This is a genomic window from Pseudomonas sp. L5B5, assembly GCF_020520285.1.
Taxonomy (GTDB): Bacteria; Pseudomonadota; Gammaproteobacteria; order Pseudomonadales; family Pseudomonadaceae; genus Aquipseudomonas.
Map to the genome: position 1 here is coordinate 6,693,738 of NZ_CP084742.1, position 25,852 is coordinate 6,719,589.

Here is a 25,852-nt window from a genome sequence, read left to right on the forward strand (position 1 = left end):
CCATGACCAGCACCCAACAACGCGCCGCCCTGCAACGCCAGATTTGGGCAATTGCTAACGATGTTCGTGGCGCAGTCGATGGTTGGGACTTTAAGCAGTACGTGCTTGGCACCTTGTTCTACCGTTTCATCAGCGAAAACTTCGCCAGCTACATTGAGGGCGGAGACGACAGCATCAAATACGCTGAGTTGCCCGATAAGGTCATCACCGCAGATATCAAAGACGATGCCATTAAGACCAAGGGCTATTTCATCTACCCCAGCCAGTTGTTTGCCACTATCGCTGCCGGTGCCAACACCAACGAAAGCCTGAACACCGATCTAGCCGCCATCTTTGCCGCTATCGAAAACTCGGCAAACGGCTACCCCTCCGAGCGCGACATAAAAGGTCTGTTTGCGGACTTCGACACCACTAGCAACCGTCTGGGCAATACCGTAAAGGACAAGAATGCGCGCCTCGCCGACGTGCTCAAAGGTGTAGCCAAGTTGGACTTTGGCACCTTTGACGAAAGCCACATCGACCTGTTTGGCGACGCTTACGAATTCCTCATCTCCAACTACGCCGCCAATGCCGGCAAATCGGGCGGTGAGTTCTTCACTCCACAGCAGGTCTCCAAGCTGATCGCCCAGCTCGCCATGCACAAGCAAACCAGTATCAACAAGATCTACGATCCCGCTTGCGGATCGGGCTCGCTGCTGCTGCAAGCCAAGAGGCACTTTGATGAACACATCATCGAAGACGGTTTTTTCGGTCAGGAACTCAACCACACGACGTATAACCTGGCGCGGATGAATATGTTCCTCCACAACGTCAACTACGACAAATTCAATATCCAGCTCGGTGATACGCTGATCGAGCCGCACTTTGGCGACGATAAACCCTTCGATGCCATCGTCTCCAACCCGCCGTATTCGGTGAAGTGGAAGGGGGCGGACGACCCCACCCTGATCAACGATGACCGCTTTGCGCCTGCCGGTGTGCTGGCTCCCAAATCGAAAGCCGACTTTGCTTTTGTGCTGCATGCCCTCAGCTATCTTTCAAGCAAAGGCCGCGCGGCGATTGTTTGCTTCCCCGGTATTTTTTACCGTGGCGGCGCTGAGCAGAAAATTCGTCAATATCTGGTGGATAACAATTACGTTGAAACCGTGATTTCGCTCGCACCCAACCTGTTCTTTGGCACCACCATTGCTGTGAATATTCTGGTGCTGTCCAAACACAAAACGGACACCAACACGCAGTTCATTGATGCCAGCGGCAAAGACTATTTCAAGAAGGAAACTAACAACAACGTGCTGCTGGATAGGCACATAGACCAGATCATGGCGGTGTTCGACAGCAAGGCGAATGTGGAGCACTTCGCCTTGTCCGTTCCGTTCGAGAAAGTGGCCGCCAACGATTACAACCTGTCCGTCAGCAGCTACGTCGAAGCGAAGGACAACCGCGAAGTGGTAGATATTGGTGAGCTCAATGCCGAACTAAAAATTACCGTAGCCAAGATCGACCAGCTTCGGATCGATATTGATGCCATCGTCGCAGAGATTGAAGGCGAGGAGCTAGAGGCATGAGCAGCATGAGCTTTATGGAAAAGCTGCTGGATGGCTACGAAGTTCAATGGAAGACATTGGGCGATATTGGAGATTTTATTCGTGGCTCAGGCATACAAAAGTCGGACTTCACGGAGTCGGGCGCTGGTTGCATCCACTACGGCCAGATTCATACGCACTACGGCACATGGGCTGTTAAAACCAAGTCGTTCATTAACCCTGAATTCGCTGAACGCCTACGGAAAGCAAATACCGGCAATCTGGTGATTGCCACGACCAGCGAGGATGATGCTGCTGTAGCCAAAGCCGTTGCGTGGCTGGGAGAAGAGGAAGTGGCAGTTAGCACGGATGCCTACATCTATCGGCACACCATTGACCCAAAGTACATGTCGTACTTCTTTCAAACCGAACTATTTCAGACACAGAAGAAGCCTCACATCACAGGGATTAAGGTTCGCCGCATATCTGGTGACAGCCTCGCAAAAATCAAAATCCCCATCCCCTGCCCGGAAAACCCAAAGAGATCGCTTGAAATCCAAGCCGAAATTGTCCGAATTCTGGACGCTTTCTCCGAACTTGCCGCCGAACTTGCCGCCGAACTTACTGCCCGCAAAAGACAATACAACTACTATCGCGATCAGTTGTTGAATTTTGATGAAAGGGACGTGGAGTGGAAGACGTTGGGTGAGCTTGCTGAAAACCTTGACTCAAAGCGCAAGCCTATAAGGAGTGGACTAAGGGATGTTGGTAATATTCCATACTACGGCGCGTCGGGCATTGTCGATTACGTTAAAGATTACATTTTTGATGGTGACTTTTTGCTTGTTTCTGAAGACGGTGCAAACCTGTTGGCACGAAACACGCCAATAGCATTTAGCGTTAGTGGTAAAAGCTGGGTAAACAATCACGCACATGTACTTAAATTTGAGACATACGCCGAAAGAAGATACGTTGAGTATTACTTAAATAGCATTGATTTAACGCCATACATTTCAGGGTCTGCTCAGCCGAAGCTGAATCAAAAGAACTTAAATGGCATTAAAATTCCAAATCCTTTACCTGAAGAAAAAGAACGCATCGTCGCCATCCTCGACAAATTCGACGCGCTCGCCAGCTCTATCACGGAAGGCTTGCCGCGCGAAATTGCGTTGCGCCAACAGCAATACGAGCATTACCGCGATTTGCTGCTGAGCTTCCCTGAGCCTGAAGAGATGGGGGCATAACATGAGCAGGACGCTAACAGAAATTGCTCAACAACTGAGTACACCAAAAACAGTTAAAAAAACTGTACCTGAAAAAACCAAGGAGGTTGAAGAAGCCAAGCCGGTTCCAAAGGTGCAGCTGATATATGCCTTTAATGGTACAGGCAAGACACGCCTTTCACGGGAGTTCAAACAGCTGATTGCGCCCAAAGCCGATGACAATGAGGGCGATGATGAACCCAATCAGGCTGAGTTGACGCGCAACAAAGTCCTTTATTACAACGCTTTTACCGAGGACTTGTTTTATTGGGATAACGATCTGGAGAGTGATGCAGAACCGAAACTAAAAATTCAGCCCAATTCTTATACAGACTGGCTGCTCACTCTACTCAAAGATCTCGGCCAAGATAGAAACATCGTTACCTACTTCCAGCGATATGCGAATGACAAACTAACTCCGCATTTTAGCGAAGACTTTACTGAAGTTAGCTTTTCACTAGAGCGAGGTGACGATGAACGTACCGGTCATATCAAAATATCAAAAGGCGAAGAAAGTAACTTCATCTGGAGCGTTTTCCATACTCTGCTAGATCAAGTTGTAACGATTTTAAATATCGTCGAGCCTAGTGAGAGAGAAACCAACCAGTTCGATAAATTGGAATATGTGTTTATTGATGATCCAGTCAGCTCTCTCGATGAGAACCATTTAATTGAATTGTCCGTCAACTTGGCGAGCTTGATAAAATCCAGTCAATCTTCTCTAAAGTTCATCATTACAACGCACAGTCCGCTGTTTTATAACGTGCTGCATAATGAGCTAAAAAATAAAACCTGTTACATGTTGGGGCGACTTGAGGATGGCACCTTTGATCTGGTTGAAAAGCATGGTGACTCCGATACAAGCTTTTCCTATCACTTGCACCTTAAGAAAATTCTTGAGAAAGCTATTGCTGATAATCAGGTGCAAAAATATCATTTTACACTCTTGCGTAATTTGTATGAGAAAACAGCCAGTTATCTGGGCTATCCAAGATGGGCGGAGCTTTTGCCTGACGATAAACAAACCTATTTAAAGTTTATTATTCAATTTACCAGTCATAGCACCTTATCCCACGAAACCGTCGCCGAGCCTAGTGAGCCAGAAAAAAATACGGTCGCGCTATTGCTTAATCACTTGGCGAGCACCTACAGATTTTGGCAGCAGGAAAATCAAAATGGTTGATTACACAAAGCCCATCGCCGAATCGAATAGCTTCATCGTTCTGGACAAATACACCCAAGAATGGAACGTCGCAGAAAACTACCAAAGCGAAGGCGACCTAGAGCGAGAGTTTATTCAAGACATGCAGAATCAGGGCTACGAGTATGCCCTTGGTTTAAACACACCTGCGAAACTGCTGTCCAATGCGCGCGAGCAGTTGCAGGCATTGAACAACATGCAGTTTCTTGAAGGCGAGTGGCAGCGCTTTGTTGAAACCTATCTGGACAGACCCAGCGACAGCATCGTCGATAAAACCCGCAAGATCCATGATGACTATATCCATGACTTTGTGTTTGACGATGGTCATATTCAGAACATATATCTGCTGGATAAAAAGAATATTGTCCGTAATAAGGTGCAGGTGATCAAGCAGTTTGAGCAAGCGGGCAGCCATGCCAACCGATACGATGTGACGATCTTGGTCAATGGTCTGCCGCTGGTGCAGGTGGAGCTGAAGAAGCGAGGCGTGGCGATTCGCGAAGCCTTTAATCAGGTGCACCGTTACAGCAAAGAAAGCTTTAACAGCGAGCAGTCTTTGTTCAAGTATTTGCAGCTGTTTGTCATTTCCAACGGCACCGATAGCCGTTATTTTGCCAACACCACCCAGCGTAACAAAAACAGCTTCGACTTCACCATGAATTGGGCAAAGTCGGATAACAGCCTGATCAAAGACCTGAAAGACTTTACCGCTACGTTCTTTCAGAAAAACACCCTGCTCAATGTGTTGCTGCATTATTCGGTGTTTGATGTTAGCAATGCGCTGTTGGTAATGCGTCCCTACCAAATTGCTGCCACTGAGCGAATTTTGTGGAAGATCAACAGCGCTTATCAGGCCAAGAGCTGGAGTCAGCTTGAGGGCGGCGGCTTTATCTGGCATACCACCGGCTCAGGCAAAACGCTGACCAGTTTTAAAGCGGCGCGCTTGGCTACCGAACTTGAGTTCATCGACAAAGTGTTCTTCGTGGTGGATCGCAAGGATCTGGATTACCAGACCATGAAGGAATACCAGCGTTTTTCACCGGATAGTGTGAATGGCTCTGACTCTACCGCCGGCCTGAAACGCAACCTGGATAAGGACGACAACAAGATTGTCGTCACCACGATCCAGAAGCTCAATAATCTGATGAAAAGCGAAGGCGACCTACCCATCTATAACAAGCAGGTGGTGTTTATTTTTGATGAATGCCACCGAAGCCAGTTCGGTGAAGCTCAGAAAAATCTAAAGAAGAAATTCAAAAAGTTCTATCAGTTTGGCTTTACCGGCACTCCTATTTTTCCGCAAAACGCCCTGGGCGCGGACACTACTGCCAGCGTGTTCGGTCGGGAGTTGCATTCGTATGTAATTACCGACGCCATTCGTGATGAAAAAGTGCTCAAGTTCAAGGTGGACTACAACGATGTGCGCCCGCAGTTCAAAGCCATCGAAACCGAGACAGACGAGAAAAAGCTGAGCGCAGCAGAGAACAAGCAAGCCCTGTTGCACCCCGACCGTATCCGCGAGATTACGCAGTACATCCTGAATAACTTCCGGCAAAAAACCCACCGCCTGCAATCTGCAACAAAAGGCTTCAACGCCATGTTTGCGGTTAGCAGCGTGGATGCAGCCAAGCTGTACTACGAGTGCTTCAGGGAGCTGCAGAAGAGCAGCGAAAAACCACTGAGGGTGGCCACTATCTTCTCGTTCGCTGCCAACGAGGAGCAGGATGCGATTGGCGACATTCAGGACGAAAGTTTTGATGTGGCTGCCATGAACAGCAGCGCCAAGGAGTTCTTGAGCGCGGCCATTGTCGATTACAACACGCTGTTCAAAACCAACTTCAGCGTGGACAGCAATGGCTTCCAGAATTACTACCGTGATCTGGCCAAGCAGGTTAAAGCCAAGGAAATTGACCTGCTGATCGTGGTCGGCATGTTCCTGACCGGCTTTGACGCCCCCACGCTGAACACCCTGTTTGTGGACAAGAACCTGCGCTACCACGGTTTGATGCAGGCTTACTCGCGTACCAACCGAATTTTCGACGCCACCAAGACCTTTGGCAATATCGTTACCTTCCGCGACCTGGAACAGGCGACCATCGACGCCATTACCTTGTTTGGAGATAAAAACACCAAGAATGTGGTGTTGGAGAAGAGCTACAAGGAATACATGGAGGGCTTTACCGATGTGGCCACCGGTGAAGCGCGGCGCGGTTTTGTGGGAGTGGTGAAAGAGTTGGAACAGCGTTTTCCTGACCCTTCAGCCATTGAAAAAGAGTCCGATAAAAAAGCCTTCGCGAAACTGTTCGGCGAGTATTTGCGCGTTGAGAACGTGCTGCAGAACTACGATGAATTTGCCAGCCTGAAGGCCTTGCAAAGTGTCGACCTGAATGATCCGGAGGCAGTTGAGGCATTTAAGGCCAAGCACTATTTAAACGATGAAGATCTGGCTGCGTTGCAAACAATTAAGATGCCGGCAGAGCGGAAAATTCAGGACTATCGCTCAACCTATAACGATGTTCGCGATTGGCTGCGTCGGGAGAAGTCCTCCAACGACAATGAAAAATCAACTATCGATTGGGATGATGTGGTCTTTGAGGTGGACCTGCTCAAGTCGCAAGAAATCAACCTAGATTACATCCTGGAGCTGATCTTCGAGCACAACAAAAAGGTCAAGAGCAAGTCCGACCTAGTGGATGAGGTGCGTCGCGTGATTCGCGCAAGTCTGGGCAACCGCGCCAAAGAGAGCTTGCTTGTGGACTTCATCAATCAAAACGACCTTGACCAGATTGGCGATAAGGCCAGTGTGATAGACGCCTTCTTCATCTTCGCCCAAGCGGAACAACAACGAGAGGCTCAGGAACTGATTAGCGCTGAGAACCTTAATGCAGAAGCGGCCAGACGCTATATCACCACTGCTCTCAAGAGGGAGTTCGCCAGCGACAGCGGCACAGAGCTCAACGCCGTGCTACCCAAGATGAGCCCGCTGAACCCACAATACCTAACCAAGAAGCAGAGCGTGTTCCGAAAGATCGCTGCGTTTGTCGAGAAGTTTAAAGGTGTGGGTGGGAGTGTCTGGAAAATATGAAATTTAGCTCTTGGAGCTTCATTTAGCGTGAATATGCTTCATTTGTTAGCTATTTAAACCCAAGTTGACAAAAACAGAGAGCTTACAGTCAGAGCTGTGGCTCTCCGAACACCATTGCTTTAGCGAGTGAGTAGGGGGTTGAGCTTTAATCAAGCCCAGCTTGTTAGCAGCAAGGCTACAAGTAGTAGTGGGAAACGCGGTAGGGTCAATAGCAGGGCTATGACCATACAAACGCCGGCGAAGATGCCGATCACCAGCAGCAGGTTAATAAAAAGCTGAGCGTGCATTTTCATGGGTGAGCCCCGTTCTGTCAGTACCCGCAGCCCTTGTATCCTACTATTGGTTTTTTCCTATCTTCCGTTGTGTCCCCCGCCTGTCTCCACCACTTCATCGTCGGATGAGGTACAAATGACGTTGTACGCCATTGGACAGGGGAATACACGCCCCCAAGAATAGCTAAGCTATCAGGTGAGTTACCGGATGGGATAGGTTTATTTTGGAGAGTAAAAAAGCCGGTTTGTGGCCGGCTTTTTTAGTATTTAAATCAAGTACTAAACACTCTTGTTTCAATCGCCGCCAACACATCCCGGACATCTTGCAGCAACAACCTAGCAGTATTGGTAATGGTGCCAATGTCCTTATCGCTCGCATCTCGCAAAGTAGTACAGGCCATCAGATTCAGATAGTCGAGAGTAGTGAGCAAGCGCTCGCTAGCACACGCATGTAGATCCACCAACGGTGCATGGCTGTCGATAAACAGCACCGGAATGTCACTGGCAATTGGAGTCAGGGGGATAAAACGTTGGGACTCGTCTTGAGTCTTCATGGCATTACTCCTCGTATCGAAATGTACGGCTGCCGTTCGCTGCGAATCGAATGGGTGGCAGCTGTGCGCGGGTTCGCAGACCGAAGATACGAGAACTCGGCAGATCCGAAGATCTCCCGCACACAGCCGCCATAAAACAAACTTCGGACGCGAGGAGCGGCCGGTGTTTTATGGTGCTTGGGTTAATCGTATCTGTAGGGCTGCGAAACCCTGTCGCTGGCCGGAGCCAGCGGACGGGGCGAACTATAAACTTGGGTATTAATGGGTGCAACAGCGGAGCTGTAGGAAGCGTCTTGATTGTGGGTAGGGAAGGGCTGTTTTGCTGATTTTTGTCGTAAGGAGAGATTCTGGAGCTCTTCGTATCTTTCGTCAGCGATTACGCGACCTTATACCATCAGATGCTCACCTGATTTTGCTATCCTGCGCCCCTTTTCCCCACCGCAAGGAGCGCAGGCATGACCCAGCCCATTGGCAGCAGTACGCAAACAAGGGCTGGCCAACAGCGTCACCTGCCACACCTCCTTTTCCGTCTGACCGCAGCACTCTTGCTCGGCATCGGGCTCCTCACCCCAACCGCGCAAGCCAACCCCACCACCACCTACCGCGGCACTCTCGGTTCCACCCCGGTTGAACTGGCGCTTACCTACGACTCGCGATACGGCGGCGGTATGTCTGGCTACTGGTTTTCCGAGGCCGAGCGCCTGCCCATGGCCTTGGAATCCACGCCTTTCCATCCTGGCTCCGCGCTCTTGATCAACATCATGGACAACCCGACCCTGCCGGCGACAGCGGTGTCGTTGCAGCCGTTCGCCGAGGGGGCGGACGTGTTGCAGGGCAGTCTGGTGGATTTGCGCACGGGCACGCAGCAGCCGTTGCAGTTGCAGCGGGTGGCGCGCTTTGGCGACAGTCAGCGGACGGCTTTCGAGGCCGATGTGCTGCAGCCGGTGTTCGATCGGGATTTCTATTTCAGTGTGCATGCGGTGGGCAAGGCCGGGGAGGATGTTGCGCGGGTGGACAGTATCCGGGTGATGAGTCGTACCACCGGCAAGCGGGTGCAGGAGATCCGGGGGCAGTGGTGCCTGTCGTCGGTCGGCACCAGGACCCTGACCTTCGGGCATTTCCAGGCCGAGGCGCGGATCGATTTCCAGGTGCAGGGCCATCGCCTGGATGAGTCGGATGGCCGGGTGTGGTGCGCGCCGACCCAGTATTACCTGTTCAACCGCGAGAACCGTGAGTACCTGCGCCATCCGCTGTTGGAGCAGTTCGCGGTGGACGGTTCGTTGCGCTTTTCCCCCAGTGGTCAGATGGAGTTCAGCAAGCAGGCCTTTGTCAATTACGACAAGCGCATTCAGCGTTGGGATTATTACCGGGTAATCACCCCTGACCGGCTGGAATATCTGTCGTCGGGCGAGGAGCGTTTCTGATGCGCGGGTTTGATCTTGCTCGGGGGTTGGTGGCTGGGTTGTTGGCGCTGTGGTTGCTGCCGGCGCAGGCGTCCCATGGGGTGTATGAGGGCACGGTGGGCAAGCAGGCGATTGTCTTGACCCTGGGCAGCCAGAATGCGCTCTACCAGGGCACCTATGCCTATCAGCGCTATCGCACGCCGATCCGTCTCAAGCCGACCTTGAACTTCAGCAGCGTGCTGGCCATGGATGAGTTGGATGAGCAAGGTTTGCCAGTGGCGCGCCTGCAGTTCAATGACTTGATGAACTACCGCCAGCAGGAGCAGGTACGCGGCACCTGGACCAGTTATCGCACGGGCAAGACCTTGCCCATTGCGCTGAAGCTGGTGGGCCTGGTGGATTCGGATCGCTCGTGGCCGCAGCCGGTCACCACGCTGTTGCAGAGCGCTTCCACCAAGCGCTGGTACTTCCAGGTGCCGATGCCGGGCAATGATCAAAGGATCACGACGGTGGAGGTGATGGACAAGGCCACTGGCAAGTTGCTGGTGAGCCTGGCGATCGCGGCACCGGGGTGTCCGAATCAGGGGGTGGATACCTTGCAGTTGCAGGGTGAGGGAGAGCAACTGCGGATCGCTTTCAAGGACTGCACGTTTCCGGGGTTTCGCTGGAATGAGGGCGGTGGGAGCTTTGCACCGTTGCCTTGAGGCAGGGGATGGGTGTGCTGCAGTTTGCAGGCGCCGGGTGGTGAGAAAAGGAGTATTGAACGTGGACACTGTGGAGCCCCGTATGGATGACAAGCAATCCCCTGTGCTGATTCAGGTGTACATGGCCGATGATGATGGCGCCGTGCGCGAGGAGCTGCTGGCGCGCCGGATCGACGGGGATACTTACGAGTTGCTGTCCTCGCCGGGGCTGGCGCAAAACCTGGCGCGGGGCGATATCGTTTCCATTCGCCATCCCGATGCTCCGGCGCAAGTGCTGAAGCGGGGCGGGAATTTCTGCATCCAGATCTACGCCGACTACATTGATCCGGCGGTGATTACGGCACTCGAAAGCGATGTCATTCGTGAGCTGGAAGGAACTCTGGATGGGGTGTGCGGGGGGACGCTAGCGTTGGCGGTCCCGGCAAAAAACGGGATGGAGAACATCAACCGGTTTTTCGATGGTTTCCGCGAAAAGACCGGGATCCAGTGGTACTACGCGAACGTCTATCAGAACCTCGATGACGATGAAGACGAGACGCTGTTGAACTGGTGGTTGGACTGATTCAAGTGGTCCGCGATGGTGTTGCTCTCGGGTGTGGCGGGGCGGCGTAGATGGTTTCGATATTGGTGCCGGCGAGGGCGGTCTTGAGGACGCCTTCGCCGGCAAGCCGGCTCCTACAGTGGGGCGGCGTCAGGCAGTTTGTAGCCGTGCTGTCTTGCGTACGTGGTTGACCATCAAGCCCAGCCCGCCGCCGATCAGCAGGATGGCGGCCATGAAGTACATCGCGGCCTGGGTATTGCCCGTTACCTGAGTCAGCCAGCCCACCACGATGGTGCTGAAGAATCCGGCCACGTTGCCCAGGGTGTTGATCAATGCCACGCCCGCGGCAGCTGCGGCGCCGCCCACTACGGCGGTGGGCAGGCCCCAGAACACCGGCAGGCTGCTGATCATGGCGGCGGTGCCGATGATCAGGCCGAGCATGGCCAATACCAGGTTGTCGCCGAAGAAGGTGCCGAAGGCCACGCCTAGCGCGCCAATTCCGGCGCAGACTGCCAGGTGCCAGCGGTACTCGCCGTGGCGGTCCGAGCTGCGGCCCACCAGCACCATGGTCACAGCTGCGGCGGCGTAGGGCAGGGCGGTGAGTACGCCGATGGCCCAGGGCTGCTGCACGCCGCTGTTGCGGATGATGGTGGGCAGCCAGAAGCTGATGACGTATTGGCCCAGCACCAGGCAGAAGTACACCGCGCCCAGCAGCCAGATCTGTGGGTTGAGCAGGCCGTCGCGCAGGCGGTGGCTTTGTTTGTGGGCGGCTTCACGGTCTATGGCGGCTTGCATGCCGTGGCGTTCTTCGGGGGTGAGCCAGTGGGCGTCGGCGATGCGGTCGCGCAGGAGGAAGAACACCGCGGCACCGAGGGCCACGGCGGGCAGGCCTTCGATGACGAACAGCCATTGCCAGCCGGCGTAGCCGGACACGCCGTTGAGGTGTTGCAGGATCAGCCCGGAGATCAGGGAGCCGAACAGGCTGGAAATCGGCAGGGCCATGATGAACAGGGCGGTCATCACTCCTCGGCGCTGGCTGGGGAACCAGGTGGTGAGGTAGAAGATAATGCCGGGGAAGAAGCCGGCTTCGGCAATGCCGATCAGCAGCCGCAACACGTAGAAGGTCAGCGGCGTCTGGATGAACATCATGGCCGCTGACAGCAGGCCCCAGGTGACCATGATCCGCGCGATCCAGCGCCGCGCGCCGAAGCGGTGCAGGGCGATATTGCTGGGGATCTCGAACAACAGGTAGCCGACGAAGAAGATCCCGGCGCCGAGGCCGTACACCGCTTCGCTGAACTTCAGGTCGTCGAGCATCTGCAGCTTGGCGAAGCCGACGTTGACCCGGTCCAGGTAGGCCACCAGGTAACACAAAATCAGCAGCGGGATGATGCGCCAGGCGGTCTTGCGGTAGGCCGAGTGCAGGGCCGCGTCGTCGAGGGCCGCAGGCGGCGGGGAAGGTGGGTTCATGGCTAGCCTCTTTATTCTTGTTGTCGAAGCAATGGATGAAACAGCGGTTCAGGCCTCGGGCAGCAGGCGGGTGGCGGGCCATTCGCCAGAGCGGCTCATGTCGCGCACCACCTGGGCGAACAGGTTGGCGATGGCGCTGCGCAGGTTGCTGCCGGGCAGGGCCTCGCAGACGCAGATGCCCAGGGTGCGGAAGACTTCCCGGGGCTGGATGGCGTGGGCCACCAGCCGACCTTCGGCGACTTCGCGCAGGGCCAGGTTCAGCGGCATGATGCTGGGGCCGATGCCGGCTTCCACGGCGCTCTTGAGGATGTGCACCGAGTTGACCTCCATGGCCACTTGGGCCGGTGGCAAGTGCAGGCGTTCCAGGGCCTGGTCGACGCAGGCCCGGGTGCTGTGGCTGTGGGCGCGGCTGGGAAACACCAGTGGCCGGGCCACGGCTTCGGCCAGGGTGACGTCGCCTGCTGGCGGCGCGTGGCAGTCGTCGGCGCGGTGGATCAGGTAGAAGTCTTCTTCCAGCAGCGGGCTGAAGCTGACCTGCGGCGGCAGGCCGATGGGGGTGAACAGGGCAATGTCGACCCGACCCCGCACTAGTTGGTCCACCAGGTTGCCGGTGAGTTCTTCATTGAGGTGCAGCTCGACCTTGGGGTAGGTACGGGCCACGGCCTGGATCAGCGGCAGGGCCACGGTGCTGGCCACGCTCTGGGGCAGGGCGACGACGATGGAGCCGCTGAGTGCGCCGGGTTCGCTGCTGACTGCGGCGCGGGCGTCCTGCAGGTGCTTGAGCAGGCCCTGGGCGTATTCGTAGAACAGCTTGCCGGCGTCGTTGACGCGGATGCCGCTGTTGCTGCGATGGAAGAGTTGCGCGCCGAGGTCGGCTTCCAGGGCCGACATCTGCTTGCTCAGGGCCGATTGCGCCACGTGCACGTCCCGGGCGGCGCGGGACAGGCTGCCGGCATCGACCACGGCGACAAAATACTTCAGCTGGCGGATTTCCATGGGTGCTCCTTGGCGGCCGTGGTCTTAGTCGATTGCCGGGCCGCGGGGGAAGATCTTGCCCGGGTTCATCAGTTGCCGCGGGTCGAGGGCGGCCTTGATTGCCGCCATCACGTCCACCGCGTTCTGCCCGTGCTCCAGGCTCATGTAGGCCTGCTTGGTCAGGCCGACGCCGTGCTCGCCGGTGCAGGAACCCTGCAGGGCGATGGCCCGTTCCGCCAGGCGCTGGGCCACGCCGTCGGCGCGCCGCACTTCCTCGGGGTCGTCGGGGTTGACCAGGATCACCGCGTGGAAATTGCCGTCGCCGACATGGCCGAAGATCGGCGCCAGCAGGCCTTGCTGTTGCAGGTCGGCGGCGGTGGCTTCGATGCATTCGGCCAGGCGCGAGATCGGCACCACGGCGTCGGTGGTCAGGGCGCGGCAGCCGGGGCGCAGGGCCACGGCGGCGAAATAGCCATCGTGCCGCGCCTGCCACAGGCGGCTGCGGTCTTCCGGGTGCACCGCCCATTCGAAGTCCTGGCCGCCGTGTTCGTCGGCCAGCAGGCGGATGGTTTCCACCTGTTCCTTGACCGAGGACTCCGAGCCGTGCAGCTCGAAGAACAGCGACGGCGCCTCGTTCAATTGAGTTTTGCTGTAGGCGTTCAGGGCGCGCACGGTGAGGGCGTCGATCAGTTCGATACGGGCAATCGGCACCCCCAGCTGGATGGCCTGGATCACCATTTGCACCGCTTGATCAACGCTGGGGAAATTGCACACCGCAGCAGAAATCGCTTCGGGAATCGGGTGCAGCTTCACCGTCAGCTCGGCCACCGTGGCCAGGGTGCCGCCGGAGCCCACCAGCAGGTGGGTGAGGTCGTAACCCGAGGAGGATTTGCGTGCCCGGCCGCCGGTGTGCAGCACGCGGCCGTCGGCCAGTACCGCGGTCAGCGCCAGGACGTTTTCGCGCATGGTGCCATAGCGCACGGCGTTGGTGCCGGAGGCCCGGGTCGCCGCCATGCCGCCCAGGGAGGCGTCGGCGCCAGGGTCGATGGGGAAGAACAGGCCGGTGCCGTGCAGCGCGGCGTTGAGCTGCTTGCGGGTTACCCCCGGTTGCACGGTGACGTCCATGTCGTCGACGCGGATTTGCAGAATCTGGTTCATCGCCGACACATCGATGCATATCCCGCCGTGAACCGCATGCAGCCAGCCTTCCAGGGAGCTGCCGCTGCCGTAGGGAATGATCGGCACCCGATGGCGGTGGCAGGCCTGTTGCACGGCGATGATTTCGTCGAGGTGATTGACGAAAGCCACCCCTTGCGGCGGCAGCGGATCGAGGGCGGAGATGTCCCGGCCGTGGTGCTCGCGAACACTGGCGGAGGTGCTGAAGCGCTGGCCCAGCAGGCGGGTCAGTTCATCCACTAGGGCGGCGGGCAAGGGCTGGAGTCGGGCGGTATCGGGGGCAGGGGGCAGCATCGGGCAATCTCCGGTTTGTTGTTCGCACCCTTGGCTGGGCCAGGGCGGGGAGTTGCCCATATCCTAACTGCATGAACGTGGTGCCGGTCGTGCAGATTGGAGATGGCCTTATCGCGAGGGCAGATGGTCGCCGCCCCGCCCCATACAGGAGCTGGCTTGCCAGCGAAGGCGTCCTTGAGACAAGCGCCAGTCGTGTGGGCCCCTTCGCCGGCGAGCCTGTAAGGCATGTCTGTATTTACCGTAAGCAGTGGCTGCTCTCGATGATTGCGACCACCCTCGGTGGTTAGTTGATCAAATGCCCAACCCTCGCGATGTCCCGCTGTCGGAGGGGGTATTGGGCTTTCTTGGGCTAGCAGGTTGTATCGGACGAATGCCTGTCTGTTCGTCTATACGGCCTTGCCGTATATGGTGGGGTCATGTAGACCGTCATCGAAACTGAGGTCTTCAAGCGGTACGCCGAGCCGATCTGGAACGACACCGAGCGCTTGGAGTTCATCACCTGGCTGGTCGCTGACCCATGGGCCGGGGATGTGATCCCCGGTACCGGAGGGCTGCGCAAGGTTCGCTGGTCGTACAGTGGCAGTGGCAAGCGCGGCGGTACACGAGTCATCTACTACAACCTGCTTTCGGAAGGTCTCATCTGGTTGTTGATCGTCTACACCAAGGCGAAGTTCGACAACTTGCCCAGTGGCTTTCTGAATCAATTGAAAGAGGGAATCAGGCATGGACCATGAACTGCAGCAGTTTCAGAAGGATTTGCTGACTTCAGTGGGCCAGATGAAAGCCAGCAAGGCGGCGCGTGCCACGACGGTAAAGCTGTCCGTGGCGGCAGAGGCCCGGGCCAAGGTGGGCCTGTCTCAGAGTGCATTCGCCACGTTGTTGGGAGTCAGCCTGCGCACGCTACAGGATTGGGAGCAAGGCCGGCGCCAGCCGACGGGCGCGGCGCAAACGCTGTTGCGTGTGGCCAGCCAGTACCCTGAAGCCTTGCGTGCTTTGCAGCCGGTGTGACGGTGAGCAATGCGATAGCCAGCCGGTCTTGAGGACCGGCTTTTTTGTGTATGCCTGAAAGACCCGTGTAGGAGCTGGCTTGCCAGCGAAGGGGCCTGTGAGATCGCCTTCGCCGGCAAGCCGGCTCCTACAACGGCCTAGGACAGTTATGCCTCAGAAGTTGATCGAGGCGCTCAGGCGTGCATTCAGTGGCGCGCCCTGGAACAGGTAGTCGTCGCCCAGGTATTCGCCGACGTCGCGCCAGTAGCGCTTGTCGAACAGGTTGTCCACGGTCAGGCGGAACACCGTGTCGTAACCATCGATGCGGGTGCTGTAGCGGCTGCCGATGTTGAAGATCGCGTAGCTGCCGGCGCTGACATTGCCCGTGCGGTCGGCGTACTTGCTGGCGCTGTATTGCATCCCGCCCAGCAGGGCCAGGCCATCGAGCCAGGGCAGGGCGTAGTCGCCCTGTAGGCTGGCCCGCAGGCGTGGCACGTTGAGGGCCTGGTGGCCTTCGTAGGCCGGGGTGCCGGTGTCCTCGACCCGCGAGCGAATCGCCGCGACGCTGGCGGCGATCTGCAGGCGCTGGGTGGCCCAGCCATTGGCCGAGAGCTCCAGGCCGGTGTTCTTCTGCTGGCCTTGCTGGATGTAGGTGAATTCGCCGTTGTCTTCCGGACGCGAATACTGGTAGGCCTGGCGCATCTGGAACAGCGCGGCGGTGAAGCTCATGCGCTGCCAGTCGTACTTGACCCCGGCTTCGATCTGCCGTGAAACGGTGGGGGCCAGGGTGGTGGTGCCATTCTCGGTACTGGCGTACCAAGGCGCCTGGCCGCCCAGGGACAGCCCCTTGCTGTACTGGGTGTAGAGCGACAGGTTGGCCACCGGCTTGTAGATCAGCGCTGCCTGGGGCAGGAACATGTAGCGCTGGGTATGGCGTTCACGCACGCCATTGGTATCGAAGCTTTCTTCATCCAGGCGCACTTCACGCCCGCCCAGCACGGTCTGCCATTGTTCGTTGAAACTGATGCGGTCGCTGAAGAACAGGCCGTATTGACGGCTGTCCAGGCGTTTGTGGGAGTCGTTGAGCTGTTGAGTGGAGCGGGGGAAGTTTTTCGGCTCGCTGTAGATGTTGCCAGTATCGATTGGATACATCGTCTGGCCACGGTTATGCACCACTCGGCGGAACGCACTGGTGCCCAGGCTCAGCTCATGCCTCAGGCCCGCAGTATCGAAGCGGCCATTGACCACTGCCTGGATTTCGTCGTTGCGCCGGGTGTCGTCGGGGCTGGGAAAATCGTAGATGCCGTAGTTGCCTTCAGGGCTGAAATAATTGCCCTTATTGTTGACGCAGTCAGTGGTACAGCCACCCCACGCAAACGAGCTGTAGTCATCGATCACCACCCGACTGCGCGAGGCGCTCAAGTTGCCCTTCCAGTCATCGTTGAAGCGGTACTCGAAGTTGCCGCTGACATTCAGCGATTCGTTGGTCACCGGTTTCGAGCCGCTCTGGTGGGCCAGCAGCTTCTTCGGCGAGGCGTGGTGCGGCAGGGCCGTGCCGCCCAGCAGCTGGTAGCCCGGGGCCGAGCGCTGCTCCTTGTTCTGGTACTCGATGTCCAGTTGCAGCAGGGCGTTGGGGCTGATGTTCCAGTCGAAGGCCAGGGAGGCGAAATCCCGTTGGCCATTGGCGTGTTCGACATAGGAGTGCAGGTCTTCGTGGGCCAGGTTGGCCCGCAGGCCGAACTGCTGCTCGCTGCCGAACCAGCCACCCACGTCGGTGGCCAGGTAGCCGCTGCCGCGATCATCGGTGGAGACGGTGACCGAGCGAATATCCGTGGGCCGCTTGGTCACGTAGTTGATCAGCCCACCGGGTTCGCTGACCCCACTCTGCAAGCCGGACAGGCCCTTGAGCACTTCCACCCGCTGCTTGTTTTCCAGGGCGACGTTCTGCTCGCCGGTGATGGTGCGGCCGTTGATCTTGTAGCTGCTGGCGGCATTCAGCGAGAAGCCGCGCACCTCGAAATTCTCGTAGTAGCCCACGGGGGCGTAGCTCTGGCCCACCGAGGCATCGTTGCGTAGCACTTCGCTGAGCAGCCGTGCCTGCTGGTCCTTGATCATGTCCTCGTTGATCACGCTGATGGAGGCCGGGGTATCCAGTAGCGGCGCTTCGTCGAAGCTGCCCACCGACGCACTGTCGCTGCGATAGCCATAGGCCTGGTTGCCGCTGACGGTCTGGGTCGGCAATTCGGTAGCGGCGCCAGCGGCGGTGGCACTGCCGGCCAGCAGCAGGCCGAGGGTCAGGCGATTGAGGCTCAGTCCCGTGGCGCGCTCTGGCGCTGGGGTGGTCGGATGGGTGCGGTTCATGGGCATTCCTTGAGGGCCAGCCTGTTCCGTGGCAGGTGCCTGGGCAGGTTCCTGGAGCTGGCGTGTGGCGAGTTGTGCGAGCAGGGCAAGCCACAGGATGTCGGGTCGACGCAGGGCGGCAATCGGCGCGCGGCTTTTGGGTTGGCGCCATCATACAAGTTGCAACGAAGGGGTAAAGGCAGGAACGCACCAAAGGAGAGCGCGGCAGGGGCACCTGCCAAAGAAGGGTAGGGCTAGCGCCCGGGGTCCTGGCTGGCCTTCTGCAAGGCCTCGATCTGTTTCTCGAGAAACTCGACCCGGCGCAACAGCAGGGCGACCAGCTTCTCGTCGATGTTGCGGGCATCGTCGCTGGCCAGGGATTTTTCCAGGCGATCGACGATTTCGTGGTTCATGCTGCGGTTTTCCCTGCGGGCCACCCGCTTGACCTGGGCATGCAGGTCATTGGGCAGGCGGACGATGAACTTCTGAACCTGGGCACGCATAGCGGAATTCCAGCCGGTTGAAAAATCGCATCATAAAAAGGCCGTGAGCCCGGTGGCTTCAGGAAAATTCTGAAAAAAATGCGGATTGTGCTGGGCTAGGGGTAGGCAATCATCGAGATACCAGCCCTCCTGGAACCATTCGGGGTCCCGATGCCGAGCGCTCGAGAACATAACGTTCCCGACCGACTCCCCATCGTTCCCGCCGGCTTGGCCCCCGGTACAGGCTCGCTCGAAGCGCCGGCCCACTTGAGCCAAACCACAACGTCATGACGCAGCCCCAGTAGCGGCCCGTGGAAAACAGCCTATACCTAGGATGGCGCAACGCTATGACTGCCGGCAGCCCTCGGGGAGACACTTTATGCATGAACACCCGCTCATTATCGTGGTTGGTGGCCTTGGCAATCATCACGCTGCCTGGAAGCGACTGGAGGCGCGGTTGCACGATCAAGGGATCAGCGGAGACTGGCACCATTACGACACCCAGGGAGTGGGCAGCATCCTGCGGGCTGGCCGGGTACGTGACCTGACCCGAGCGCTATTGGCCAACATCGACCGGCTGGCCGGGGATTACCGGCGGATCATCCTGGTCGGGCACAGTGCCGGCGGCATGATCGTGCGCGATGCCTATCTGCTGGCGGCAGGTGCCTACCCGGATCAGCCGTCACGACGTGAATGGTGGAGCAAGGTCGAGTCGGTGCTGTTGTTTGCCTCCATCAACCGCGGCTTTCGCCCTTACGCAACCGCTACCTGGGCCTTGGGCATGGCGCTGATGAAGCTGGTTTCGCTGCAGTGGCTGCTGCTCAAGCCACCCTCCTGGTTTGCCCTGGGCTGGCTGATGGAGTTGGAAAAGGGCTCTTTTTTTGTTACGGATCTGCGCTTGTCCTGGATGCGTCACTTCCATGAACGGGACGGTGAGCATCGGCCGTTCGTGGTGCAGTTTCTCGGCGATATCGATGGCGTGGTGGCCCGTGAGGATGTGCGCGATACCGAAGCGTTTGCCAACTCCTACACGGTGACCATCGAGGGGGCCGATCACAGCAACCTGTTCGATCCGGCGGCGCCTCCTGGTGCCGCGGGTTTTGTGCGGATACTGGAGGTGTTCCGCAACCCGGACCCTCAACTGCATGAGCCCGAGCAGGCCGGCGAGTTGCCAGCCACCGGACCTGGGCGAGTGGTGTTCGTGCTCCACGGAATCCGTGACGGCAATTCGGGCTGGGTCACCGACATTGCCGAAGCCATAGAGCAACAGGCCAAGTCAGACGGGCAGGACAAGCCACCGGCCGCTACCTGTTCGAGTCATGAGTCGCCGGTGTTGGTGGATCGCTCCACCTATGGCTGGTTTTCCGCAATCAAGTTTGCCTTGCCGTGGGTGCGTCGCGGCAACCTGGCCTGGTTTCTCGACCGTTACAGCTACCACGTGGCGCGCAATCCAGACGTGCAGTTCCACTTTGTCGGCCACAGTAATGGCACCTATATCCTCGGCACCAGCCTGCTTGAGGTGTCGTCACTGAAGTTCGACCGGGTGTACCTGGCGGGCAGCGTACTGCCTCGGGAGTTTCCATGGCGGCGGATGATGTTGCAGCGCCAGGTGGCGACCGTGGCGAACCAGTGCAGTTCCGAGGACTGGCCCGTAGGCGGGTTGTGCCGGGGCCTGCACTTGATCGGCTTTCGTGACGTGGGGACCGGTGGCGTCGATGGCTTCGACGAACTGCAGGATTTGCCGACCCAGCCTCAGACCCTGTGGTTCAAGGGCGATCACGGCAAACCTCTGCAACGGCCGAACCAATCGAAGATCGTCAACTATGTGCTGTCCCCGCATATCGCGACCCCCTTGCTGCCCGCTCCGACAGGGGCCGATCTGTGCGAGCGTCCATCATTCTGGTTCAGGGCCAGGATGTATGGTTTTGCCCTGCTGACGGCCCTGGGGGTAGGGGTCGCGTTCTATGGCGCTTGGTGGGGGTTTACCCATGATCTTGAGGGGCTGGTGATCGCCGGGATATTGCTGCTTTATTTTGTGCTGAACACCATTTGAGCCTTCCAGAAAACGGACCTGATCCAGGTCCGTTTCTTCATCTGGGCATTGCGCCCTTGGGGTGGCCGCCCGGTCTCAGCGTCGATCCAGCCACACGGTCTGGGCGTTGCAGAACTCGCGCACGCCAAAGTGCGACAGCTCGCGGCCGAAGCCGCTTTTCTTCACCCCACCGAAAGTCACCCGGGGGTCGCTGGCGCTGTAGCCGTTGATGAACACACCGCCGGTTTCCAGCTCGTCGGCCAGCTGCCGGGCCCGCTCCAGGTCCTGGGTGAAGATCGTTGCGGTGAGGCCGAACTCGCTGTCGTTGGCCAGCGCCAGGGCGTGCTGGGCATCGCGAGCGGTGATGATCGAGGCCACCGGGCCGAACAGTTCCTGCTTGAACGAGGTCATCTGGTCGGTGACGCCCGCCAGCACCGTAGGCGCGTAATAGTTGCCGGCACCTTCAAGCTTGTCGCCGCCCAGCAGCAGGGTAGCGCCTTCGGCCAGGGTCGCCTGGACTTGCTGGTGCAACTCGTCGCGCAGGTCGAAGCGGGCCATGGGGCCGAGGTAAGTGTCGCTGGCCAGCGGGTCGCCCATGACCAGGGCGCGGGTGGCTTCGACGAAACGGTGGGTGAAGGCTTCCACCACCCCCTGTTCGATGATCAGGCGCTTGGCCGCGGCGCAGACCTGTCCGGTGTTCTGGTAGCGGCCAATCACTGCGGCTTTCACCGCCTCGTCCAGATCGGCGTCGTCGAGCACGATGAAGGGGTCGGAGCCGCCCAGTTCCAGCACGCATTTCTTCAGCGCAGCGCCGGCCTGGGAGCCGATGGCGATGCCGGCGCGCACGCTGCCGGTCAGGGTCACGGCGGCGATGCGCGGGTCGGCGATGGCCCAGGACACCCCGTCCGGGGTGACGTTGACCAGCTCGAACACCCCTTCAGGGAAACCGGCACCGTGCAGGGCGTTGAGCAGCAGGTAGGCGCTGCCCATGACGTTCGGCGCGTGCTTGAGCACGTAGGTGTTGCCCGCCAGCAGCGCCGGCACCGCGCCGCGCAGTACCTGCCAGAGCGGGAAGTTCCAGGGCATCACTGCCAGGATCGGTCCCAGCGGCCGGTATTCGATGCGGGCCTTGTTGTTTTCAACCAGGGTCGCTTCCGGGGCCAGCATGGCCGGCCCGTGTTCGGCATACCACAGGCACAGCTGCGCACATTTCTCGACCTCGCCCCGGGCCTGGGGCAAAGGCTTGCCCATCTCCTGGGTGATCATGCGGGCCAACGGCTCGCTGTTGTCGCGCAATACCTGGGCCAGGGCGACCAGGCGGCTGGCCCGTTCGCTGACGTCCAGGCGCTTCCACTGGCCGAAGCCGCGGCGGGCACGCTCCAGGGCCGCGTCCAGTTCGGTTTCGGACTGGTAGGGATAGGCGCCGATCTGCTCGCCGGTGGCGGGGTTGATCGACAGGGCGTGGGTGTGGCTGGAAACAGAGGTCATGGCACCGTCCTGCAAGGGGGTAGTAGCGGCAGGTTACGGAGTTGGTTCTTTGCTGAAAACTGAATAATACTAAGCAAGTCATTCACGAATGGAGAATGCTGTGGATCTGGTCCAGTTGGAAATTTTCAAGGCCGTAGCCGAACAGGGCAGCATCAGCGCTGCCGCGCAGTTGATCCACCGCGTGCCGTCGAACCTGACCACGCGGATCAAGCAGCTGGAGCAGGACCTGGGCGTGGAATTGTTCATCCGCGAGAAGAGTCGCATGCGCCTGTCGCCTGCCGGCTGGAATTTCCTCGACTATGCCCGGCGCATCCTCGACCTGGTGGCCGAGGCGCGCCTGACCGTGGCCGGCGAGGAGCCCCAGGGCCCGTTTGCCCTGGGTTCCCTGGAAAGCACCGCGGCGGTGCGCATCCCGGCGCTGCTGGCGGCCTATAACCAGCGGTACGCCAAGGTCGAGCTTGACCTGTCCACCGGCCCCTCGGGGACCATGATCGAGGGGGTGCTCTCGGGTCGTCTGGTGGCGGCTTTTGTCGACGGCCCGGTGCGCCACCCGACCCTGGAAGGGCTGCCGGTGTTCGAGGAGGAGATGGTACTGATCGCTCCGCTGGGGCATACGCCCATCACCCGGGCGCAGGAGGTCAACGGTGAAAGCATCTATGCCTTTCGCGCCAACTGCTCCTATCGCCATCACTTCGAAAGCTGGTTCACCCAGGACGCCGCAGTGCCGGGCAAGATCCACGAGATGGAGTCCTACCACGGCATGCTGGCCTGCGTCAGCGCCGGCGCCGGGTTGGCGCTGATGCCCCGCAGCATGCTCGAAAGCATGCCCGGCTGTGCCACGGTGAGTGTCTGGCCGCTGTCTCCGCGCTTTCGTTTCCTGCGCACCTGGCTGGTCTGGCGGCGCGGCACCGTGTCCCAGAGCTTGAGCAGTTTTGTGAAGTTGCTGGAGGAGCGGGGGGCCGTGCTGGCTGAGGAATGAGTGGGCCTGCTCGGCCATCGTTCGATGGCTGCCTCGGTGCGATTTGTGTAGGCTTTCGGCCTTTGCCTCGCACCTGGAAATGAGCCATGACCGATCAGCTTTGCCTTGTGTTCGTGCCGGCGTTGGTGGCGGTGCTGCTGAATGCCGAGACCACCAAGGGCACGCCCCTGACCGAAGCCGAAGTGCTGGAGATTCGTGATAACGCCGCCTGCATTGCGTTGCCGGTAGCGGTAGCACTGAGCATGGAAAACGAGCGGGGCTATCGCGATCTGGTGGCCGAGGACTGCTGGGCGCAATGGCAGCAGTATCGGCGCGAAAACCGAGCTTGAGCGGCCGTCTCGGCGTGCCTGCGGTGGGTTTTCGGGAGCGCAGGCAGTGGCTGGGAGCGGTTTCTCAGCGCCTGCTCAAGGCCAGGCGAGCCGCGAACAGCACGAAGATCATGCCGGTGGTGCGATCCATCCACTGAATCACCTTTTCCCGCCGCAGTACCCCGCTCAGGGGGCGAGTGGCGCCAATCAGCAGCAGTGACCAGATCAGCCCGAGCATCACATGGATGCCCACCAGGGCGAAGGTCCAGGGCACCAGCGGCTGCCTCTGGGGAATGAACTGCGGCAGGAAGGACACATAGAAAATCCCCACCTTGGGATTGAGCACATTGCCCAGCATGCCCTTGAGAAACCAGTTGGCATCGGGCTTGGCGTCGGTGCCTGCGGGGGCAACGGTGCGGCGCGGGCGCAGCAGCATGTTCAGCCCCAGCCAGGCCAGGTAGGCGGCGCCGCAGTACTTGAGCAGGTTGAAGGCCAGCTCCGACACCGCAATCAAGGCCCCCAGGCCGAAGGCCACGGCCGCGCCCCAGAGCAGGCAGCCGGCGTTGACCCCCAACGCTGCGCGCAGAGCCTGCCGCTTGCCTTCCACGGTGGCGGTACGCAGCACCAGGGCGGTGTCCAGGCCCGGGGTCAGGGTCAGCAACGTGGCGGCGAAGGTGAAGGCCAGGAGATTCTCGGTGATGGACATGGGCAGGGCTCCAGGGGCAGGGTTGCGAACGTTAGCACAGCCGTGGAGTGCCAATCTGCTCCACGGATGCCCGTGTTAGACCGCTGCCGCTGGTGGTCCGGGGCGAGCCTCAGGCCTTGCACCTGACCAGTGCCAGGTACACCCCGGCCTCTTTCTCCGACTCGATGTAATGGGCGCCTTCCAGGTCGGCGACCTGAATCGGCTCCATCGCAAGTTCCAGCTCGGGGGTGCCCTTGTAACGGTCAGCGTGATCGCTCAGTGCATGCCTGAAGGCTTGGAGAAAGGCCTCACGGTTGGCGAACTTGCCGTAGACATAGTTGCCTCGTTGGTCGCTGTAGAAGCGCGAGTAGGTCAGCAGCACGATGCCCCAGCGTTCGATGTGTTCGTCAGGGCTGGTGTGGGGAATTGGCTTGGCCAGGTCCCTGCGAATTTGCCGAATCTTGTCATACGCATTCTTGTTGTTGTGTATCACCTTGAATTCGATGGCGGTGGAGGGCTGTTCGCCGTAGCTGTCCTCGACCCAGATATCCACCTTGCGTCGCTCGGCGGCGATCAGCCAGCGCGGGACGTTGCTGCGCGGCGGCTGGTCGGAGCAGAGGCGGTAGTCTTCGCGTTCATCCAGCTGGCCGCCGAGGCCGAAGTGGTCGCGATTGATGTCCAGCAGCGCTGCCGACTCCAGGCTCAGCCACAGCTCGGGAGCGGAGGCAACGACGATGGACTTGAGGATGCGCTGGCGTTCTTCCTGTTGCAGGTGGGTCAGCAGCAGTTCGGTGAAGCGAGGAACGAAGGACATGGGATCTCCGTATCAGGTGCAAAAAGGGGGGCAGGGTGATCTGTAGGCGCGAGCTTGCTCGCGATGCTTGCCAAAGCACCGCATGCTCCTGTGAGTGCGCGCTATCGTTGCCGTCCTTGGCGAGCCAGCTCGCTCCTGCGAGAGGGCTGCGGTCAAAACGGGCTGCAGGGTTGCGGGATGCCCAGTTGCAGTTGCCGGGCTTCGACCTGTTTGTCCACGGCGTGTTTGCCACTGAGCAGCTTGAGGTGCTGCACGCTGGGCGGCAACTGGCTGTCGATCAGTGTCAGTACATCCACCTGAGGAGCCTTGATGATGCGCAGGTCAGTGATGTTCGAAGTTTTCAGGCCGCTGAGTTCCTCCAGGGTCTTGAGGTTGATCAGGCTCATCTTGCGCAACAGCGGCGCACCGCCAAGGTCCAGCCGGGTCAATTGCGCCTGATCCTCGATCTTCAGCACGCCAAGCTGTGGAAAGCCGTCCAGGTCCAGGCGCTCGAGGCCGCGCACGCGCATGATCTCCAGCTCCCTGACGCAGGGACTATGCAACTCGGGCATCTGCTCACGGCTGCTGAACGCCACCGACAGACTGCGCAGGCCGCTCATGTCGGCGACCATCTCCAGGGTTGTGTTGGCCGGCAGGCGATGCAGGCTCAGGGTGCTGATGCTCGGACACTGGCGCAGGATCTCCAGGTCATGGCCTTGCGGGCTGAGGTGCAGGCTCTGCAACTCGGGCATGCGGGCAAGCGGCGCCAGATCGATGGCTGGGCCCTGGTCCAGGCAGAGTCGCAGGCTGTGCAGGCGTTCGAGGTTGGGCAGGGCCAGAAGCCCGGGCAGATCGGCCCGGAAGACTTCCAGGGCAAGCTCCCTGAGCTGGTGCAGGCTGCCAATGGCCTGGAAGTGGTCCAGGGTCTCGAGGCCGTCCAGGCTCAGCGAGTGGACGTTGGGCAGGGCGAGCAAGGTCCGGCCATCAAAACTTCTGCTCGAGTAATGGTTGTAGAAACGCACGGTGATGCGCTCGCCATAACGTGCGCAGAGGGCATCGATCTGTTCCAGCAGTTGGCAATCGTATTGTTCGACGCTGTGCCACTGGACGATGACCCGGGCCCGCGGATCGGCCTCCAGCCGCGCACCGACCTGCAGACGCAGGTCGGCCTGGGTCGGTGCCTTGATTCGATGGGGAAACATCAGCGGTCCTTGATGATTGTCGCGCGGCATAATGCCATCACTCTGGGCTCGGCGTAACACTGATGGCCAACTGGCCGCCGCGGTCGAAGTGCTTGC

Annotated in this window: 22 protein-coding genes; 12 read left to right on the forward strand and 10 right to left on the reverse strand. The window is 59.0% G+C overall.

Annotated elements, in window-relative coordinates:
- Nucleotides 1-2: 2 nt before the first annotated feature.
- From LGQ10_RS30815 to LGQ10_RS30830, 4 genes are read left to right on the forward strand one after another with little or no spacing between them, the layout of a single operon-like run.
- On the forward strand, nt 3-1,565 hold the full coding sequence (locus LGQ10_RS30815) for a type I restriction-modification system subunit M (protein WP_226524168.1): 1,563 nt from the start codon (nt 3-5) through the stop codon (nt 1,563-1,565).
- Nucleotides 1,562-2,767 carry a restriction endonuclease subunit S gene (locus LGQ10_RS30820; RefSeq protein WP_226524169.1) on the forward strand — a complete coding sequence of 402 codons (1,206 nt, stop codon included), beginning with the start codon at nt 1,562-1,564 and terminating at the stop codon, nt 2,765-2,767. The genes LGQ10_RS30815 and LGQ10_RS30820 overlap by 4 nt, the downstream gene beginning before the upstream one ends.
- A 1-nt stretch (nt 2,768) precedes the next feature.
- Nucleotides 2,769-3,968, forward strand: coding sequence for an AAA family ATPase (locus LGQ10_RS30825; protein ID WP_226524170.1), 1,200 nt, complete (start codon nt 2,769-2,771; stop codon nt 3,966-3,968).
- Nucleotides 3,961-7,071: an HsdR family type I site-specific deoxyribonuclease gene (locus LGQ10_RS30830; RefSeq protein ID WP_226524171.1), complete on the forward strand. Its 3,111-nt coding sequence runs from the start codon at nt 3,961-3,963 to the stop codon at nt 7,069-7,071. Before LGQ10_RS30825 ends, LGQ10_RS30830 begins: the two co-directional genes overlap by 8 nt.
- A 544-nt stretch (nt 7,072-7,615) precedes the next feature.
- Here the strand turns inward: LGQ10_RS30830 and LGQ10_RS30835 are convergent.
- Nucleotides 7,616-7,897 carry a fructose-bisphosphate aldolase gene (locus tag LGQ10_RS30835; protein ID WP_226524172.1) on the reverse strand — a complete coding sequence of 94 codons (282 nt, stop codon included), beginning with the start codon at nt 7,895-7,897 and terminating at the stop codon, nt 7,616-7,618.
- 455 nt (nt 7,898-8,352) lie between these two features.
- Between LGQ10_RS30835 and LGQ10_RS30840 the strand changes: the two genes are divergently transcribed.
- The 3 genes from LGQ10_RS30840 to LGQ10_RS30850 all read left to right on the forward strand — a co-directional run bounded on the left by LGQ10_RS30840 (nt 8,353) and on the right by LGQ10_RS30850 (nt 10,566).
- Nucleotides 8,353-9,321: a hypothetical protein gene (locus tag LGQ10_RS30840; RefSeq protein WP_226524173.1), complete on the forward strand. Its 969-nt coding sequence runs from the start codon at nt 8,353-8,355 to the stop codon at nt 9,319-9,321.
- Entirely contained in the window at nt 9,321-10,004 is a 684-nt protein-coding gene (locus LGQ10_RS30845; protein ID WP_226524174.1) for a hypothetical protein, read from the forward strand. Before LGQ10_RS30840 ends, LGQ10_RS30845 begins: the two co-directional genes overlap by 1 nt.
- 82 nt (nt 10,005-10,086) lie before the next feature.
- Entirely contained in the window at nt 10,087-10,566 is a 480-nt protein-coding gene (locus tag LGQ10_RS30850; RefSeq protein WP_226524175.1) for a DUF4265 domain-containing protein, read from the forward strand.
- A 129-nt stretch (nt 10,567-10,695) separates the two neighbouring features.
- Here the strand turns inward: LGQ10_RS30850 and LGQ10_RS30855 are convergent, their stop codons facing one another.
- Genes LGQ10_RS30855 through LGQ10_RS30865 form a run of 3 tightly spaced genes read right to left on the reverse strand, consistent with a single transcriptional unit; the run spans nt 10,696 to nt 14,460 of the window.
- Nucleotides 10,696-12,015: an MFS transporter gene (locus LGQ10_RS30855; RefSeq protein ID WP_226524176.1), complete on the reverse strand. Its 1,320-nt coding sequence runs from the start codon at nt 12,013-12,015 to the stop codon at nt 10,696-10,698.
- A 48-nt stretch (nt 12,016-12,063) separates the two neighbouring features.
- The gene (locus tag LGQ10_RS30860; protein ID WP_226524177.1) at nt 12,064-13,011 is read right to left on the reverse strand and encodes a LysR family transcriptional regulator; all 948 of its coding nucleotides are present in this window, start codon (nt 13,009-13,011) and stop codon (nt 12,064-12,066) included.
- A 24-nt stretch (nt 13,012-13,035) separates the two neighbouring features.
- A complete protein-coding gene (locus LGQ10_RS30865) occupies nt 13,036-14,460 on the reverse strand; it encodes an FAD-binding oxidoreductase (RefSeq protein WP_226524178.1) in 1,425 nt (474 codons plus the stop codon).
- A 428-nt stretch (nt 14,461-14,888) separates the two neighbouring features.
- Here LGQ10_RS30865 and LGQ10_RS30870 point away from each other — a divergent pair, with 428 nt between their 5' ends.
- Nucleotides 14,889-15,194, forward strand: coding sequence for a transcriptional regulator (locus LGQ10_RS30870; RefSeq protein ID WP_413247642.1), 306 nt, complete (start codon nt 14,889-14,891; stop codon nt 15,192-15,194).
- Nucleotides 15,184-15,468 carry a helix-turn-helix domain-containing protein gene (locus LGQ10_RS30875; protein ID WP_226524180.1) on the forward strand — a complete coding sequence of 95 codons (285 nt, stop codon included), beginning with the start codon at nt 15,184-15,186 and terminating at the stop codon, nt 15,466-15,468. The genes LGQ10_RS30870 and LGQ10_RS30875 overlap by 11 nt, the downstream gene beginning before the upstream one ends.
- A gap of 153 nt (nt 15,469-15,621) precedes the next feature.
- Here the strand turns inward: LGQ10_RS30875 and LGQ10_RS30880 are convergent, their stop codons facing one another.
- Nucleotides 15,622-17,808 carry a TonB-dependent siderophore receptor gene (locus tag LGQ10_RS30880; RefSeq protein WP_226524181.1) on the reverse strand — a complete coding sequence of 729 codons (2,187 nt, stop codon included), beginning with the start codon at nt 17,806-17,808 and terminating at the stop codon, nt 15,622-15,624.
- 233 nt (nt 17,809-18,041) lie between these two features.
- On the reverse strand, nt 18,042-18,290 hold the full coding sequence (locus tag LGQ10_RS30885; protein WP_058436314.1) for an Arc family DNA-binding protein: 249 nt from the start codon (nt 18,288-18,290) through the stop codon (nt 18,042-18,044).
- A gap of 358 nt (nt 18,291-18,648) precedes the next feature.
- Between LGQ10_RS30885 and LGQ10_RS30890 the strand changes: the two genes are divergently transcribed.
- Nucleotides 18,649-20,322, forward strand: a complete 1,674-nt coding sequence (locus LGQ10_RS30890) for an alpha/beta hydrolase (protein WP_226524182.1) — start codon at nt 18,649-18,651, stop codon at nt 20,320-20,322.
- 75 nt (nt 20,323-20,397) lie between these two features.
- Here the strand turns inward: LGQ10_RS30890 and LGQ10_RS30895 are convergent, their stop codons facing one another.
- Complete coding sequence (locus LGQ10_RS30895) at nt 20,398-21,789, reverse strand: aldehyde dehydrogenase family protein (RefSeq protein ID WP_226524183.1); 1,392 nt, start codon at nt 21,787-21,789, stop codon at nt 20,398-20,400.
- Between the two features lie 100 nt (nt 21,790-21,889).
- On the opposite strand from LGQ10_RS30895, the gene ptrR reads away from it, so the two are divergent.
- Nucleotides 21,890-22,768: a putrescine utilization regulator PtrR gene (gene ptrR / locus LGQ10_RS30900; protein ID WP_226524184.1), complete on the forward strand. Its 879-nt coding sequence runs from the start codon at nt 21,890-21,892 to the stop codon at nt 22,766-22,768.
- An 86-nt stretch (nt 22,769-22,854) separates the two neighbouring features.
- Entirely contained in the window at nt 22,855-23,097 is a 243-nt protein-coding gene (locus LGQ10_RS30905) for a hypothetical protein (protein WP_058437153.1), read from the forward strand.
- 64 nt (nt 23,098-23,161) lie between these two features.
- Here LGQ10_RS30905 and LGQ10_RS30910 read toward each other — a convergent pair whose 3' ends face one another.
- The 3 genes from LGQ10_RS30910 to LGQ10_RS30920 all read right to left on the reverse strand — a co-directional run bounded on the left by LGQ10_RS30910 (nt 23,162) and on the right by LGQ10_RS30920 (nt 25,756).
- The gene (locus LGQ10_RS30910; protein WP_226524185.1) at nt 23,162-23,782 is read right to left on the reverse strand and encodes a LysE family translocator; all 621 of its coding nucleotides are present in this window, start codon (nt 23,780-23,782) and stop codon (nt 23,162-23,164) included.
- Nucleotides 23,783-23,891: 109 nt separating this feature from the next.
- Nucleotides 23,892-24,575: a hypothetical protein gene (locus LGQ10_RS30915; RefSeq protein WP_226524186.1), complete on the reverse strand. Its 684-nt coding sequence runs from the start codon at nt 24,573-24,575 to the stop codon at nt 23,892-23,894.
- Nucleotides 24,576-24,727: 152 nt separating this feature from the next.
- Nucleotides 24,728-25,756, reverse strand: coding sequence for a hypothetical protein (locus tag LGQ10_RS30920; protein WP_226524187.1), 1,029 nt, complete (start codon nt 25,754-25,756; stop codon nt 24,728-24,730).
- Nucleotides 25,757-25,852: the final 96 nt, after the last annotated feature.